This window comes from Kitasatospora sp. NPDC057518 (assembly GCF_042802075.1).
Lineage (GTDB): Bacteria > Actinomycetota > Actinomycetes > Streptomycetales > Streptomycetaceae > Kitasatospora.
The window spans coordinates 1-14,560 of sequence record NZ_JBHVEU010000229.1; the positions used below are offsets into that span (position 1 = coordinate 1).

The 14,560-nt window shown below is 74.7% G+C and carries 13 protein-coding genes; 8 read left to right on the forward strand and 5 right to left on the reverse strand.

Features of this window, described 5'->3' with window-relative positions; translation table 11 throughout:
• Positions 1-77: 77 nt before the first annotated feature.
• Positions 78-506 (reverse strand): DUF5997 family protein, encoded by a 429-nt coding sequence (locus ACFU7Z_RS22950; RefSeq protein WP_049657333.1) that lies wholly within the window; start codon positions 504-506, stop codon positions 78-80.
• Positions 507-573: 67 nt separating this feature from the next.
• On the opposite strand from ACFU7Z_RS22950, the gene ACFU7Z_RS22955 reads away from it, so the two are divergent.
• Complete coding sequence (locus ACFU7Z_RS22955) at positions 574-1,407, forward strand: LysR family substrate-binding domain-containing protein (protein WP_181970875.1); 834 nt, start codon at positions 574-576, stop codon at positions 1,405-1,407.
• Between the two features lie 54 nt (positions 1,408-1,461).
• On the forward strand, positions 1,462-2,043 hold the full coding sequence (locus tag ACFU7Z_RS22960; RefSeq protein ID WP_049657336.1) for a DUF421 domain-containing protein: 582 nt from the start codon (positions 1,462-1,464) through the stop codon (positions 2,041-2,043).
• Positions 2,044-2,098: 55 nt separating this feature from the next.
• Here ACFU7Z_RS22960 and ACFU7Z_RS22965 read toward each other — a convergent pair whose 3' ends face one another.
• From ACFU7Z_RS22965 to ACFU7Z_RS22975, 3 genes are all read right to left on the reverse strand, one after another.
• Positions 2,099-2,509 carry a hypothetical protein gene (locus ACFU7Z_RS22965; protein WP_380779289.1) on the reverse strand — a complete coding sequence of 137 codons (411 nt, stop codon included), beginning with the start codon at positions 2,507-2,509 and terminating at the stop codon, positions 2,099-2,101.
• A 10-nt stretch (positions 2,510-2,519) separates the two neighbouring features.
• Complete coding sequence (locus ACFU7Z_RS22970) at positions 2,520-3,248, reverse strand: rhomboid-like protein (protein ID WP_380779291.1); 729 nt, start codon at positions 3,246-3,248, stop codon at positions 2,520-2,522.
• Between the two features lie 95 nt (positions 3,249-3,343).
• The gene (locus tag ACFU7Z_RS22975; protein WP_380779295.1) at positions 3,344-4,693 is read right to left on the reverse strand and encodes a cytochrome P450; all 1,350 of its coding nucleotides are present in this window, start codon (positions 4,691-4,693) and stop codon (positions 3,344-3,346) included.
• Between the two features lie 308 nt (positions 4,694-5,001).
• Here ACFU7Z_RS22975 and ACFU7Z_RS22980 point away from each other — a divergent pair, with 308 nt between their 5' ends.
• Positions 5,002-6,573 (forward strand): amidase, encoded by a 1,572-nt coding sequence (locus ACFU7Z_RS22980; protein ID WP_380779298.1) that lies wholly within the window; start codon positions 5,002-5,004, stop codon positions 6,571-6,573.
• Between the two features lie 3 nt (positions 6,574-6,576).
• On the opposite strand, the gene ACFU7Z_RS22985 is transcribed toward ACFU7Z_RS22980, so the two are convergent.
• Complete coding sequence (locus tag ACFU7Z_RS22985; RefSeq protein ID WP_375875297.1) at positions 6,577-8,520, reverse strand: FUSC family protein; 1,944 nt, start codon at positions 8,518-8,520, stop codon at positions 6,577-6,579.
• A gap of 430 nt (positions 8,521-8,950) precedes the next feature.
• On the opposite strand from ACFU7Z_RS22985, the gene ACFU7Z_RS22990 reads away from it, so the two are divergent.
• The 5 genes from ACFU7Z_RS22990 to ACFU7Z_RS23010 all read left to right on the forward strand — a co-directional run bounded on the left by ACFU7Z_RS22990 (position 8,951) and on the right by ACFU7Z_RS23010 (position 14,518).
• Entirely contained in the window at positions 8,951-10,045 is a 1,095-nt protein-coding gene (locus ACFU7Z_RS22990) for a phytanoyl-CoA dioxygenase family protein (RefSeq protein WP_380779301.1), read from the forward strand.
• The gene (locus tag ACFU7Z_RS22995; RefSeq protein WP_380779303.1) at positions 10,027-11,340 is read left to right on the forward strand and encodes a DUF6271 family protein; all 1,314 of its coding nucleotides are present in this window, start codon (positions 10,027-10,029) and stop codon (positions 11,338-11,340) included. The genes ACFU7Z_RS22990 and ACFU7Z_RS22995 overlap by 19 nt, the downstream gene beginning before the upstream one ends.
• A gap of 120 nt (positions 11,341-11,460) precedes the next feature.
• A complete protein-coding gene (locus ACFU7Z_RS23000; protein ID WP_375875365.1) occupies positions 11,461-12,687 on the forward strand; it encodes a type III PLP-dependent enzyme in 1,227 nt (408 codons plus the stop codon).
• Positions 12,684-13,307 carry a GNAT family N-acetyltransferase gene (locus ACFU7Z_RS23005; protein WP_380779305.1) on the forward strand — a complete coding sequence of 208 codons (624 nt, stop codon included), beginning with the start codon at positions 12,684-12,686 and terminating at the stop codon, positions 13,305-13,307. Before ACFU7Z_RS23000 ends, ACFU7Z_RS23005 begins: the two co-directional genes overlap by 4 nt.
• Before the next feature lie 5 nt (positions 13,308-13,312).
• The gene (locus tag ACFU7Z_RS23010; RefSeq protein ID WP_380779307.1) at positions 13,313-14,518 is read left to right on the forward strand and encodes an MFS transporter; all 1,206 of its coding nucleotides are present in this window, start codon (positions 13,313-13,315) and stop codon (positions 14,516-14,518) included.
• The last annotated feature ends 42 nt before the right edge of the window (positions 14,519-14,560 follow it).

Genomic DNA, 14,560 nt, shown 5'->3' on the forward strand with positions numbered 1-14,560 from the left:
GGACGCCGGCACCGTCGTCGCGCGGGGGCCCGGCAACCGGCGCCGGGGCGCCGCCGTGCCGGGCGGGGGAGGACGGGTCAGCTGGCCTTGGCGGCCTTGCCCTCCTTGGCGGCCTGGGCGGCGGCCTCCTTCTCGTGCTTCTCCTTGATCCGGGCGGTCTCCTTGCGGACGTCCACCTGGTTGGCGCGCTCGTGCTGGAGCCAGAGCGGGTTCTCGGCCTTGACCGCCTCGATCTGCTCGGTGGTGAGCGCCTCGGTCACGCCGCCGCGGGCCAGGCCGGAGATGGAGATGCCGAGCTTGGCGGCGACCACCGGGCGCGGGTGCGGGCCGTTCTTGCGCAGGTCCTGGAGCCACTGCGGCGGCTCGGCCTGCAGCGCGCTGAGCTCCTCGCGGGAGACCACGCCCTCCTGGAAGCCGGTCGGCGCCGCGTCGAGGTAGATCCCCAGCTTCTTGGCCGCGGTGGCCGGCTTCATGGTCTGGCTGGTCTTCTGCTTGAGCGATGTCATGGTGACAAGGGTAAGGGAGTGCGCGGGCGCTCCCGGTCACGGTCGGTAGCCTTGCCTTGTGACAGACATGCAGGTGAACCCGTCCTTCCGGCTCGTGTACGTCCCGGGCGTGACCCCCGGCAAATGGGTCCGGGTCTGGAGCGAGCGGCTCCCGGACGTGCCGCTGGACCTCCTCGCGGTCCCGTTCGGCGACGGCGAGCGCACGCTGCGCGAGGGCGGCGCGGACGCCGGGCTGGTCCGGCTGCCGGTCGACAAGGACGTGCTGAGCGCGATCCCGCTCTACAGCGAGACCACCGTCGTGGTCTTCCCCAAGGACCACTGGCTCGCCGCCGCCGAGGAGGTCGCGCTGGACGACCTGGCCGAGGAGGTGGTCTTCCACCCGCTCGACGACACCCTCGGCTTCACCGCCGACACCCTGCCCGGGCGGCCCGCCATCGCGCGTCCGGACAGCACGGAGGACGCGATCGAGCTGGTCGCCGCGAACGTCGGCGTGCTCCTGGTGCCGCAGTCGCTGGCCCGGCTGCACCACCGCCGGGACCTCACCTACCGGCCGGTGGTGGAGGCGCCGCAGTCCCAGGTGGCGCTGGCCTGGCCGCAGGAGCGGACGACGGACCTGGTGGAGGAGTTCATCGGGATCGTCCGCGGCCGTACGGTCAACAGCTCGCGCGGGCGCGGGGCCGGGCAGGCGGCGCCCGAGGCGCAGCCGAAGAAGGCGGCGGCCGGCCGGGGCAAGCCGCAGCCGCAGAAGTCCGGCGGGCAGAAGGGCGGCGCGCAGAAGGCGGGTGGCCAGAAGGCGGGCGGGCAGAAGTCCGGCGGACAGCGCGCGGGGGCGCCGAAGGCCGGGGGTGCCAAGGCCGGCGGGCGGGGCGCGGCGGCCCGGCGCGGCAGGCCCAAGCGGTGACCGTGGCGTAGCGTCTGCCCCGTTCGCTTGTGGTCGAGCGGGAGGAGCGGGGCAGTGTGGCACGACCTGATGGCCGTCCAGATTCCGATCGTGGAGAAGGTCCTCCGTACGGTCGCCGTCTACGTGCTGATCCTGGTGCTGTTCCGGCTGGCCGGGAAACGCGGGCTGGCGGGGCTGAACACCTTCGACATGGTGGTCGTCTTCCTGCTCTCCAACGTGGTGCAGAACGCCATCATCGGCAACGACAACAGCCTGCTCGGCGGCGCGATCGGGGCGGTCACGCTGGTTGCGGTGAACGCCGGCGTCACCCGCTGGCTCGCCCGCGACCCGAAGGCCGCCCGGCTCCTGGAGGGCAGGCCCACCACCGTGGTGAAGGACGGCAAGCTGGTCGAGGGCGCGCTGCACAGCCTGGCGCTGCGCCCGTCCGAGCTGGAGCACGCCATCCGGATCCAGAACGGCGACAAGGTCGGCGACGTCGCCCGCGCCCGGCTGGAGCCGGACGGGCAGCTGCTGGTGGCCCTCAAGCACGGCGAGCAGAGCGCCACCCGCGCCGACGTCGAGGACCTGCGGCGCCGGCTGGCGGAGATCGAGCGGCTGCTCACCGCGATCGCCGCCGACCGGCGCCCGCCGGGCTGAGGCGGGCTCGCGCTCGGGCTCGGGTCCAGGTTCAGAGCCGGGCCCGGGCCCGGGTTCAGGCCCGGCTGCCGGCCCAGACCAGGCGCCCGGTCGACGCCGTGATGCGGTAGTCGGCCTCCGCACCGGGCCGGGCGTAGGCCTCGACCCGGCGGCACACCACGAAGGCCGGATCCCGCTCCGACTCCAGGACCAGGTAGTAGTGCCCCGCGCCGGAGAGCTCACCCGGGCCGCCGTCGGAGAACTCCCGGATGCTCCTGCGCTCCTCGGGGGTGGCGGAACGGATCGTCAGCGTGGGGTAGTGGGTGTGGAGCTTCATCGCCCGCACCGTCTCGAAGACGATGTCGAGGGTCTCCGGCTCCTGCCCGCCCGCCTGGCTGCGCAGCACCAGTTCCTTGTGGCCGATGCCGTAGTGCCAGAGCTGGAAGGAACGGGGGCTGTGGAAGGGGGTCTTCGCGCTCCTGGTCATCCGGGCATGATCACCGGTCGGCCGGCGCCGGGGCAAGGGTTTCGGCGCGCCGGCGGCGGGCGGCGGTGAGGGCCACGGCGGCGGCCAGGGCGAAGCCGAGGGCGGCGGAGAACAGGTGGCCGACGGTGGTGAAGGGCGGGAGGGGACCGGGCCATTCGCCGTCGCCGGAGAGCGGCCAGGCGAGGACGAAGGCGGCCCAGGGCAGCCGGGCCCAGCGGGGCAGGGCGAGGACGGCGAGGGCGAGGACGGTCTGGGCGCCGTAGCTGATGCCGTAGTCCGAGGCCTGGCGCACGCTCTCCGGGTACCAGCCGTGCCGCAGGGCGAACACGATCACCGCGGCGGTGAGCAGGGTGGCGCCGATGTGCCCGCCGAGGAGGACGGCGGCGGCGCGCGGGCTGCCGAAGCGGTGCTCGGTCCAGGCGAGGCAGCAGCCGATGCCGAGGCCGAGGGTGATCAGGGTGCCGCCGAAGCCGGTGGAGAGGACCTCGGTGAGGGTGCCGTCGAACAGCAGCGCGCTGCCGAACAGGGCGGTGACCGGGTGGTCGTGGAGGTTGTCGAGGTTGGTGCTGATGTGGTCGCGGAGTGCGTCCGCCCGGTCCTCGGCGAGCAGGTTCCCGACCCAGACGTTCCCGAGCAGGAGCAGGAGGACGTAGCCGAAGGTCAGCGGCGAGCGGCGCGGGTACGTCCGGACGGCGCGGAGCAGCCCGGTCAGGAGCCCCGATGGGGTGGGTGCGTTCATGGTCTGGTGGTGTCCCGGTCGAGCGGTGTGGTCCGCGGCCGGCGCCCGTGCGGCCGGCCCTGCCGGGACAGTACCGAAGCCCGGTGGGGATCCGGTCAGCGGACCCGGCGGGTCAGCGTCGCGGTGAAGGGCCGGGGCACGAGGGAGGAGCCGCGGACGGGGCGGACGGGCCGTCCGGGGGTGGGGGCGATGGTCCAGCGGGCGGCGATGGTGGCGATGGCGAGGACGGCCTCGGTGGTGCCGAAGGCGTCGCCGATGCAGCGGCGGGCGCCGAGGCCGAAGGGCGCGTAGGTGCCGGGGGCGGGGCGGGCGGTGGTGAGCCAGCGGTCGGGGTCGAAGCGGTCGGGGCGGGGGAACAGGTCGGGCCGGCGGTGCAGCAGGTACGGGCTGTACAGCAGGGTGGCGCCGGCCGGGACGCGGTGGCCGCCGAGCTCGGTGTCGGTGGTGGCGGTGCGGCTGAGGATCCACGGCGGCGGGTAGAGCCGCAGGGTCTCGCTGACGATCCGGGCGGTGAGCGGCAGGGAGGGCAGGTCCTCGTGGCGGGCGGGCCGGCCGTCCAGGACGGTGTCGAGCTCGGCGTGCAGGCGGGTCCGGACGGCCGGGTTGGCGGCGAGCAGTGTCCAGGCCCAGGAGAGGGTGGCGGCGGTGGTCTCCATGCCGGCCAGCAGGAAGGTGACCACCTGCTCGTGGACCTCGGTGTCGGACAGGCCCCGGCCGTCCTCGTCCGTGGCGGCGAGGAGCGTGGAGAGCAGGTCGTGCCGGTCGGTGCCGGTGGCGCGGTGTTCGGCGATCAGCCGCCGGGTGATCTCCCGCAGGTCCTGCTGGGCGCGGCGGAAGCGGCGGTTGCCGGGGGTGGGGAGGCGGTCGGCACCGGGCAGCGGCAGCATCAGCCGCCGGCCGACGCCGCGGGTCACCACGTCCATGCTCCGGTGCACCGGCAGCGAGCCGGCCCGCTCGTGCGCGGCGAACAGGCAGCGGGCGGTGACGGCGGTGGAGAGCCGGTACATCGCGGCGGGGACGTCGATCACGTCGCCGTCGTGCCAGCGGGCGGTGGCGCCGGCGATCTCCTCGATCATCAGCGCGGCGTAGCCGGGCAGCCGGTCGCGGTGGAACGCGGGCTGGAGCATGCGCCGTTGGCGCCGGTGGGCGGCGGCGGGGCAGGTGGCGAGGCCGTTGCCGAGGACCTCCCGGGCCTTGTCGAGGAGGGGCCCGCCCTTGTCGAAGGTCTGGTCGTCGGTGAGCATCCGGCGGACCAGCTCGGGGTGGCAGACCACGTACGCGCGGAGCGGGCCGAGCCGCAGCCGGACGAGGTCGCCGTGGGCGGGCAGGCCGGCGACGAACTCGTGGGGGTGGTGGAGGAGGGCGGGGGCGTGGCCGAGCAGCGGGAGGCCGCCGGGGGCGGTGGCCGCGGTGAACCGGGTGGTCGGGAAGAACGGGGTCGGCACGGGCGTCACCTTGGTTGGGGCGGGAGGACCGGGACGAATCGCGAACGTGATCTTTCCCGGCGGTGTGCGGCGAAACGATCGTGGACCGGCGGACGGGGTGAACGCGGGGGCGCGGGGCGAACGATCGTGCGCCCTCGGGATCATGACGGCTCGTCCGCCCGTGAGCGGGCGCCCCGGGCCGCAGGGCGTCGCCGGGTGGGCCTACACTCGGAGCCCAGTGAGATTACCGGCCAGTAGAACCGGGCAGGTACGAGCAGCCGGTGCGATGGTCGGACGGCGGAACGTCCGGCGGGGAGTGGGGGGTTCGGATGACCGACGAGCGGGTCCACGCGTTCGCCGACGACGCCCTGGGCGCCCACGACGCGGTGGCGCTCGCCGCGCTGGTCCGGGCCGGTACGGTCAACCCCCGGGAGCTGGTCGGCGCGGCCGTCGACCGGGCCGCCCGGGTGGACGGCGCGCTGCTGCCCGTCGCCCACGCTTCGTACGACAGGCCGCGGATCAGCCGGGAGGGCATCGGCGGTCCGCTCTGGGGCGTGCCGACCTACCTCAAGGACAACGTGGACCTGCGCGGCCTGCCGACCGGGATGGGCAGCGAGGCCTTCCCCGCCCGCCCGGCCCGCCGCAACGCGCGCTTCACCGACCAGTTCCTCGCCACCGGTCTGGCCGTCCTCGGCAAGACCCGGCTGCCCGAGTTCGGCCTCAACGCCTCCACCGAGTTCGCCACCGCCCAGCCGGTGCGCAACCCGTGGAAGCCCTCGCACTCGGCCGGCGCCTCCTCGGGCGGCGCGGCCGCCCTGGTGGCCTCCGGCGTGGTGCCGATCGCCCACGCCAACGACGGCGGCGGCTCGATCCGCATCCCGGCGGCCTGCTGCGGGCTGGTCGGCCTCAAGCCCACCCGGGGCCGGCTGGTCACCAACGCCCAGAGCGGCAAACTGCCGATCGACCTGGTCACCGACGGCGTGCTGACCCGCTCGGTGCGCGACACCGCCGCCTTCCTCGCCGCCGCCGAGCGGCACCGGAGCAACCCCGCGCTGCCCCCGCTCGGCCTGGTCGAAGGGCCCGGCGAGCGGCGGCTGCGGATCGGCCTGGTGGTGGACTCGCCGACCGCCAGGACCGACGGGCCGACCCGGCGGGTGGTCGAGGAGACCGCCGCCCGGCTGGAGGCGATGGGCCACCTGGTCGAGCCCGCCGCACTGCCCTTCGGCGAGGAGTTCTCCCGCGACTTCGTCAGCTACTGGGGCTACATCGCCTGGGCCGTCGCGGCCACCGGCCGGCTGCTGATCGACCCGGGCTTCCGGGCCGGGAGGCTGGACGGCCTGACCACCGGGCTGCGCCGCCGGTTCCAGGCCGAGTTCCCGCGGACCCCCGGCGTGCTGCGGCGGCTGCGCCGGGCCGAGGGCGTGTACGCGCGGATCTTCCGCACCCACGACGTGATCCTCTCCCCGGTGCTCGCCCACACCACCCCGCCGATCGGGCACCTGAGCCCGAACGTGGACTTCGACGAGCTGATGGACCGGCTGACGCGCTACGTGGCCTTCACCCCGGTCAACAACGTGGCCGGCGGCCCGGGCATCGCCCTGCCGGCGGGCTCCGCGCCCGGCGGGCTGCCGGTCGGGGTGCACCTGTCGGCGGCGCACGGGCAGGAGCGGCTGCTGCTGGAGCTGGCCTTCGCGCTGGAGGCGGACCGGCCCTGGCGGCGGATCCAGGACGAGCGGGCCGGTCCGGGACTGAGCGGGCCGGTCCGGGGCCCGGTCGGCCGTTCGGCGACAGCGGCGTTCGGAGTGGCGGCGCCCAAGACCCCGGCGCTAAGGACCCCGGCGCTAAGGACCCCGGCGCTCAGGACCCCGGCGTTCCGGGCGGTGACACGTTCCGGGCGGTGACGCTCAGGGCAGCGGCGCCGCCACCGCCCGGGCCGCGCGCACCTCGTGGTGCAGCCGGGCGAGCGCGCAGTCCGGCGACAGCGCGTCCGGCCGCGCCTCCGGCAGCCGCTCGCCGGTGCGCAGCGCCTCGGCCAGGTCGGCCAGCTCCCGGGTGACGGCGGCGACCTCGGCGGTGGTCGGCACCGGCGCGCCGTGCTCGATCCGCACCCGGGTGGCGGTGGTGGTGTCCACGATCCGCTCGACCGCGATCACCACCGGCCACCACGCCCGCGCCCGGGCCCCGACCGGCGGCGGCTCGGTGAGGGCCCGCTGGAACTCGCTGCGCACGGCGGACAGGTCCCGGTAGAGCCGCCGCCGGTAGCGGGCGCGGGCGGCCGGTTCGTCCGGTCCGGGGCCGGTGGCGAAGGCCAGCGAGACGTACGAGGCGGTGTCCTGGACGGCGTCGGCGAGGCGGTCGCCGATCCGGGTGTGCCAGGACTCCGGCCACAGCAGGTAGCCGGCCAGCAGGGAGATCCCGCAGCCGATCAGCGAGTCGTAGAGCCGGGGCAGCACCAGGTGGAAGCCCTGGTGGTTGAGCAGGTCGGAGAGCAGCAGGATGACCGGGGTGATGGCCGCGGTCTGGAAGGCGTACCCCTTGGCGGAGAGCACCGGGATCAGCGTCGCCAGCACCGCCATCACGGGGACGTCCCACCAGCCGTGCGGTACCTCGGCCAGGACCGGGATGGCGATCAGCAGCCCGGCCGCGGTGCCGAACGCGCGCAGCACCGCGCGGGAGAACACCGAGCCGAAGTCGGGCTTCATCACGAAGGTCACGGTCAGCGCCACCCAGTACGAGCGGGGCACCGCGATCACCGAGACCAGCACCTGCGCCAGCCCGATGCACAGCGCCAGCCGCAGCCCGTACCGCCAGGACGCGCCGGACAGCAGCAGCGCCCTGGCCGCCCGCCGGGCCCGCACCGCGAGGCGGGCCGGCCGGCCGAGCCGGTCGTCGGCGGCGTACGGGTCGGGCGAGGCCTCGTACGCCACGGTGGCGGCGTGCTCGATCGCCTCGACCAGGGCGCGGGTGGACGGCCCGGCGGGGCTCGGCAGGGCGAGGGGCGGCGCCGGGCCGGCGCGGTCCCGCTCGACGGCGTCGGCGAGCGCGCGGACGGCGGCCGGGTAGTCGGCCGGCAGCGGGCCGAACTCGGGCGGGCGCAGCTGGGCCGCGGGGGCCGCCTCGACCACCGGGATCAGCGCGTTGAGCTGGGCGAGCAGCCGCGCCAGGGTGGGTGAGCGGCCGTGCCGGCGGGCGCGCCGGGCGAGCAGCAGGTCGTAGGACTGGTTGAGCGACTGGGTGAGCGCGTGGCGGCGGCCGTCGTACTCCGGTGTGCCGGCGGCCGCCAGCAGGTCGGCGGCCGCCCGGTAGGTGCCGGCCACCACCGCCCGCTCGGGGACGCCCAGCCGCAGCGGCCAGGCGAGCAGGGTCAGGGTGAGCACCACCAGGCCGCCGAGCAGCAGCAGGGCGGGCGGCAGCCACCACGGGGAGGGCAGCGGCAGGCCGGCCCCGACCACCGCGTTGAGCAGCAGGAGCAGTCCGGAGACGGAGGCGACCGCGCCGATCGAGGAGATCATGCCGGAGACCAGCGCGACGACGGTCACCGTCACGACGGCTGTCCAGCCGGTGCCGAACACCAGGGTGCCGAACAGCATCCCGAGGGCGCCGAACAGCTGGGGCACGGCGATGTTGAACACCCGCATCCGGTAGGCGTCGGCGGTGTCCCCGATGACTCCGGACAGCGCGCCCATCGACACCAGCGCGCCGTAGCCGGGCCGTCCGGTGGCGGTGCCCACCGCGAGCGGGGCGGCGAGCGCGACGGAGGCGCGGGCCGCCGCCGCCCAGGGGACCGGTGCGGACCGGGGGCGCAGGCCCTCGGTCAGCCACGGGGGAGCCGTCAACGCGCGTGCCATGTGCCCAACGTACGGCGGACCCGGGCGGTTCACCGTTCGCGCTTATGTCAATTCCGGAAACATACCCGCGCTTATGTCAGCCTCCGAAACATAAAGCGAACCCCGAGAGGCGCCGTGAGCTGCGTTGATTTCCCAATCGGTAACCCGCGGGAAAGGGTTGACACCATTAGTTGGTCTAGTCCAACGTATGGGGAGCGCGGTTCGGCAATGGCTGATGCAGGGTGAGCGGCCTTGCCGGACGGACGAGTTGACCCCCTGACGTGGCGCTGTTCCGCGCCCGCGGGCCGAGGGGAGAAGGGCCGTGTGCGGACGGCCTTCCGGTCCGCGCTCGAATTCCCGTTGCGGCCGGTGACCGGCCGCCGACTCGCCGTGCCCGCACCTGGCGTACGAGGAAGCGCTGCGTCGACTACGAACCATGGAGTGACTGCCCATGCCGAGCCCTGCCCCACACTCCGACGGACCCGCGGGGGAATACCTGTACCGGGCCGCGTCGGAGCGCCCCTACTTCAGCGCCGACACCGAGAGCTACCTCGCCCCGACCGCACTGCGCGAGGTCCGCAAGACCCGCCCGCTGCGCGTGCTCTCCGAGGAGGACCACGCCTTCTGGCAGGACTACGGCTACGTGGTGGTGAAGCAGGCGATCCCGGCCGAGGCCGCACGCCGACTGCTCGACTTCGCCTGGGAGTTCCAGGGCCTGTCGCCGGACCGCCCCGAGGACTGGTACCGCGAGCGCGACTACCGCGACGAACTCGACCGGCACCTGCACATCTACGGCTTCGTCGAGGCCTACCACCACCAGCTCATCTGGGACAGCCGCCAGGCGCAGCGCGTCTACGACGCCTTCGTCGACGTGTGGGACTGCGAGGAGCTCTGGGTCACCCTCGACCGGCTCAACCTCAACCCGCCGAACGTCCGCAACCGCGACCGCGCGCTGATCGAGCCCACCGACCGCGGCTTCGACATCGAGCTGCACTGGGACGTCGACACCACCCGGGGCGTGCTGCCGCAGCGCGTCCAGGGCATCATCGCGCTCAACGACACCGCCCCCGACCACGGCGGCTTCCAGTGCGACCCGGAGCTGTTCCGCCGCTTCAACCAGTGGCAGGCCGCCCAGCCGGCCGACCGCGACCCGATCCGCCCGGACGTCGACCGCGCCGAGTACCCGGTCGTCCGGCCCGAGTTGAAGGCCGGTGACCTGCTGATCTGGAACGGCCTGCTCGCCCACGGCGTGGCGCCCAACACCTCCGCGGGCGGGGTGCGCGCGGTGCAGTACCTGTCGATGATGCCCGCGCTGGAGGAGTCCGAGAAGCTGCGCCGCTCCCGGGTGGAGTCCTGGCGCACGCTCGGCACGCCGGACTGGAACCGCACGCTGGTCGGCGACGCCGACCGGCCCGAGGCGCAGCGCTACGGGACCGCCGAACTCACCGAGCTGGGGGAGAAGCTGCTCGGCCTGCGCTCCTGGAGCGGCAAGCCGTTCGACGAACGCGGGGACACGGGGGAGCGGGAATGCGCGACGTCTGCCTGACCCTGCCCACCAACCGCGCGTGCGCGGACACCATCACCGCGATCGGAGCCGAAGCCGCCCACGCCGTACGGCGGTTCGGCGTCCGGGTGCACCTGCTCGTGCTGGACTCCGCCGACCCCGCGACCCGCGCCCGGCACGCCGAGGCCCTCGCCGCCCTGCCGGCCGTCGAGGGCGTGGTCGTCCACCACCTGGACGAGGACGCCCAACGCGCCTTCCTGCGCGAGGCGGTCGAGCGCTCCGGCGCGGCCGACCCGGACCGGCTGCTGCGCCTGATGCTGCCCGACGCCCTCTCCTACGGCGCCTGCACCAACCGGGCGTTCCTGCTGGCCGCCGCGCTCGGCTGCGCGTCGGTGCACCGCCGCGACTCCGACAGCAGCTACCAACTGCTCGACGGCGAACCGGTGTTCCCGATCGAGCACGAGCTGGCCACGCTCGGCCTGAAGGCCGCCGACGCGGCCGCCGCCGTCACCGAGAACCACCTCGACCCGGCGCACGCGGACAAGCCGGTCGCGCTGGTCGGCGCCTCCTTCGTCGGCGAACTCTCCGTCGACATCGGCGAGATCCGCGAACTCGACCCCGAGGTCTACCACGACGTGGTCGCGCTCTGGGCGCCCACCGGGGCGAGCGAGCAGGAGAAGCGCGAACTCGTCGCCGACTCCTTCACCGGCGGCGGCAGCGAGCCGTTCACCGCCGACCGCGCGGTGCTCGACCTGCCCGACATCTGGCACATCGACATGTGCAACATCGGCCTCCACCACGAGGTGTACGAACGGGTGCCGCTGCCGCCCGCCACCGACACCATCGGCAGCGACTACTTCCTGCACCACCTGGTGCGTGACGCGACCCTGCCGGGCGTCACCCACAACCGCCACATCGTCAACTACTACACCCCGGAACGCCGCACCGGCCCCGGCTTCACCGCCTACCAGCTGCGCTACGCCAAGTTCCTGCTCTCCATGCTCTACCTCTACCCGGTCTACTCCGACATGGAGACCGCCGGCGGCGCCCTGCTGGACGAGCAGCACCGCGTCCGCCCCGAGGCGATCGCCGACTCCGCCCGTCGCAGCGCCGCGACGGACCGCGCGGAGAACCACCGCAGGCTCGCCGAACTCGACCGCTGCTACCGGCGGCTCGGCGGGAAGTACGCCGACTTCGCGGACCGGTTGGCGCCCCTGCGGGCGCGCCTGCTCGACGAGGCGCAGGCGGACATCGAGGACTTCGCAGCGCTGATCGACGCGTGGGGCCCGCTGGTGCGGGCGGCCAAGGCCACCCCCGCCGACCGGTCGCCGCGCTAGCCGGACGGGGAGCTCACCGTGATACGCCAGACCACCAGCAAGACCAGTACGGCCGCCGGCCACGCCACCGCCCGAGCCGCCGGCCACCCGCCCGCCCACCGCGCCCCGTCCGTCTCCGTGCTGCACACCGAACCACCCCGCGCCGACGAACACGACCGCGGCGCGCTGCGCGCCGCACTCGCCGACGGCACCGACGACCGGATCATCTACGACCTCGACGGCATCGGCCGCCAGTACGCCGCGCTCCGCGCCGAACTGCCCGGCGTGGCCGTCCGGTTCGCCATGAAGGCCTGCCCGGTGGACGAGGTGATGGAGCACCTCGCCGCGCTCGGCTCCGGCTTCGACGCGGCGAGCCCGCAGGAGATCGCCCAGGCGCTGCGCACCGGCGTGCCGCCCGAGCTGATCCACTACGGCAACACCATCAAGTCGGACCGCAACATCGCCGAGGCCTACCGGCTGGGCGTGCGGGACTTCGCCACCGACAGCCTGGAGGACGTCGCGGCGATCGCCGAACACGCCCCCGGCGCCCGGGTGTTCTGCCGGATCGCGACCACCGGCGAAGGCGCCCTGTGGGGCCTGAGCCACAAGTTCGGCTGCTCGCCCGAGGACGCCGTGCGGGTGCTCGACGCCGCCCGGACCGCCGGGCTGGTGCCGTCCGGCCTGTCGGTGCACGTCGGCTCGCAGCAGATGACCGCCGAGGCCTGGACCGCCGCCGTGGACGCGCTGGCCGCCGTGCTGGAGGCGCTCAACTGGCGCGGGATCACGCCGACCCGGATCAACCTCGGCGGCGGCCTGCCCGCCCTCGGCGTCCTCGACCGGGGCGGGCGCCCGCTCGACCCGCCGCTGGACAAGATGTTCGTGGTGATCCGCGAGGGCATGGAACGGCTGCGCGCCGTCAACGCCGGGCCGCTGGAGTTCCTGCTGGAGCCCGGGCGCCACCTGGTCGCCGACCACGGCGCGATCCGCGCCCACGTCTCCCGGCTCACCTCCCGCCACCGCCTCGACGGCACCCGGGAGGACTGGCTCTACCTCAGCTGCGGCAAGTTCAACGGCCTGTACGAGATGGACCAGCTCCAGTACCGGCTGGAGTTCCCCGCCCACCCGGGCGGCCAGTTCGTCAACGCCGTGGTGGCCGGCCCGACCTGCGACAGCGACGACGCGTACGCCCAGGACGGCGGCCGGGTGCGCGTCCCGCGCGCGGTCCGCTCCGGCGACCCGGTCTGGATCCACTCCTGCGGCGCGTACGCCACGGCCTACGCCACCCGCGGGTTCAACGGCTTCGCGCCGCTGCCGTACACCTGCATCGGTGGCGGCGACGGCCGGGACCACCACGGAGGCACCGCATGACCGACGCCCTCGTCGACGCTCCGACCGACCTGCGCATCCGGCTGCTCCGGGAGGAGGACTGGGACGCCGTGGTCGCGCTGGAGGAGCGCGCCTACGCCGCCAGCGGCCTGTCCGAGGGGCGCGAGGCGCTCCGGTCCCGGCACCGCGCCTCGCCGGACACCTGCTTCGTGCTGGAGCACCCGGGCGGCCAGGACGGAGCGGGAAGCGTGGGCGGGTACCTGCTCGCCCTGCCGTACCCGCTGTTCCGCTGCCCGGACCTCGCCCGCAGCGAGGACGGACACGGCGCGGGCGCGGGCGAGCGGCCGACCAACATGCACGCGCACGACCTGGTCGTCGCCGAGGAGCTGCGCGGCCGGGGCCTGTCCCTGCGGATGCTGCGGCACCTGGAGGAGACCGCCCGGACGGCCGGCTACCGGAGCGTCTCGCTGGTCGCCGTCCGCGGCTCGCACGTGCTGTGGACCACGCTGGGCTACCGCGCCCGGCCCGAGATCGACCTGCCCGAGAGCTACGGCACCCGGGCGGTCTACATGGCGATGCCGCTGGACCCCGTCCCGTCCCGGCCGCTGCCGCACCCCACCGACCCGACCCCCGGGCCGCACTCCAGAGCCGAAGTGGGCTGATACCGATGTCCCCCGTTCGCGACGACTTCCGCCGGTCCCAAGTGGCCATCGGCGCACTGTTCTTCGTCCTCGGATTCCAGTACGCGACCTGGGTCTCCCGGGTGCCCGCGCTCAAGGCCAGGCTCGACCTGGGCGAGGCCCAGATCGGCCTGCTGCTGATGACCTGCGGGGTCGGCGCGGCGGTGTCCTTCCCCCTGGTCGCGGTGCTGATGCGGCGGCTCGGCTCCCGCCTGCTCTCGGTGCTGTCCGCGCTCGCCCTCGGCGTCGTCCTGCTCGCGCTGTCGGTGGTGCCGAACTACCCGGTGACGCTGCTGGTGCTGTTCTTCGACGGCGTCGCGGTCGGCGCCCTGAACGTCGCGATGAACGCGCAGGGCGCCGCGCTGGAGGCCCGCTTCGAGCGGACCACGATGTCCCGGCTGCACGCCACCTTCAGCGCCGGCTCGCTGCTCGCCGCCCTGCTGGCCTCGGGCGTCACCTCCGTCACCGGCACCCTGGCGGCGCACTTCGGCGTGGCCGCCGCGCTGCTCGCGGCGCTGGTCATGGCCGCCCGGCCGGGTCTGCTGACGGACGGCCCGGCCGCGGCCGCCGAGCCGGAGGAGCGGAAGGAGCGCCGCGGCTTCGTGCTGCCGACCGTCGTGACCCTCTGGATGGGCCTGGCGATGGTGTTCGGCACCGTCACCGAGGGCGCCATGAACGACTGGTCGGCGCTCTACCTCAAGGACTACGTGCAGGCCGGCGCCGGACTCGCCCCGATGGGCATCGCGGTGGTCTCGGTGATGATGGTCTGCGCCCGGATCTTCGCGGACGGCTGGCGCACCCGCTTCGGCGACGGCCGGATCGTGCGCACCGGCAGCCTGCTGGCCGGCCTCGGACTGGCCCTCGCCCTGGCGGTCGGCGGTGTCGTCCCGACCCTGCTCGGGTTCGCCTGCGTCGGCCTCGGCGTGGCCGCGGTGACCCCGTGCGTCTACGTCGCCGCCGCCCGGCAGGGCCCCGACGCGCTCTCCCTGGTCGCCGCCATGGGCACCACCGGCCTGCTGGCCGGCCCCGCCGTGATCGGCTTCATCGCCGGCGCCACCAGCCTGCTCTGGGGCATGGCCGCCGTCGCCGCCTCGGCGGCCGTCGTCTCGCTCTGCGCCACCCGGATCCGCTGGCCCGACCAGGACGCCCCCGCCGCCCCCGCCGAACCCCGGCTCGCCGCCGACGCGACCTGACCCCACGCCCGGACCCTCGCCCGGCACCTCGCGCACCCTGTC

Coding starts and splice junctions, on each gene's coding strand:
- ACFU7Z_RS22950 (WP_049657333.1), bottom strand. CDS start 506: ATGACATCGCTCAAGCAGAAGACCAGCCAGACCATGAAGCCGGCCACC.
- ACFU7Z_RS22955 (WP_181970875.1), top strand. CDS start 574: ATGCAGGTGAACCCGTCCTTCCGGCTCGTGTACGTCCCGGGCGTGACC.
- ACFU7Z_RS22965 (WP_380779289.1), bottom strand. CDS start 2,509: ATGACCAGGAGCGCGAAGACCCCCTTCCACAGCCCCCGTTCCTTCCAG.
- ACFU7Z_RS22970 (WP_380779291.1), bottom strand. CDS start 3,248: ATGAACGCACCCACCCCATCGGGGCTCCTGACCGGGCTGCTCCGCGCC.
- ACFU7Z_RS22980 (WP_380779298.1), top strand. CDS start 5,002: ATGACCGACGAGCGGGTCCACGCGTTCGCCGACGACGCCCTGGGCGCC.
- ACFU7Z_RS22985 (WP_375875297.1), bottom strand. CDS start 8,520: ATGGCACGCGCGTTGACGGCTCCCCCGTGGCTGACCGAGGGCCTGCGC.
- ACFU7Z_RS22990 (WP_380779301.1), top strand. CDS start 8,951: ATGCCGAGCCCTGCCCCACACTCCGACGGACCCGCGGGGGAATACCTG.
- ACFU7Z_RS22995 (WP_380779303.1), top strand. CDS start 10,027: ATGCGCGACGTCTGCCTGACCCTGCCCACCAACCGCGCGTGCGCGGAC.
- ACFU7Z_RS23005 (WP_380779305.1), top strand. CDS start 12,684: ATGACCGACGCCCTCGTCGACGCTCCGACCGACCTGCGCATCCGGCTG.
- ACFU7Z_RS23010 (WP_380779307.1), top strand. CDS start 13,313: ATGTCCCCCGTTCGCGACGACTTCCGCCGGTCCCAAGTGGCCATCGGC.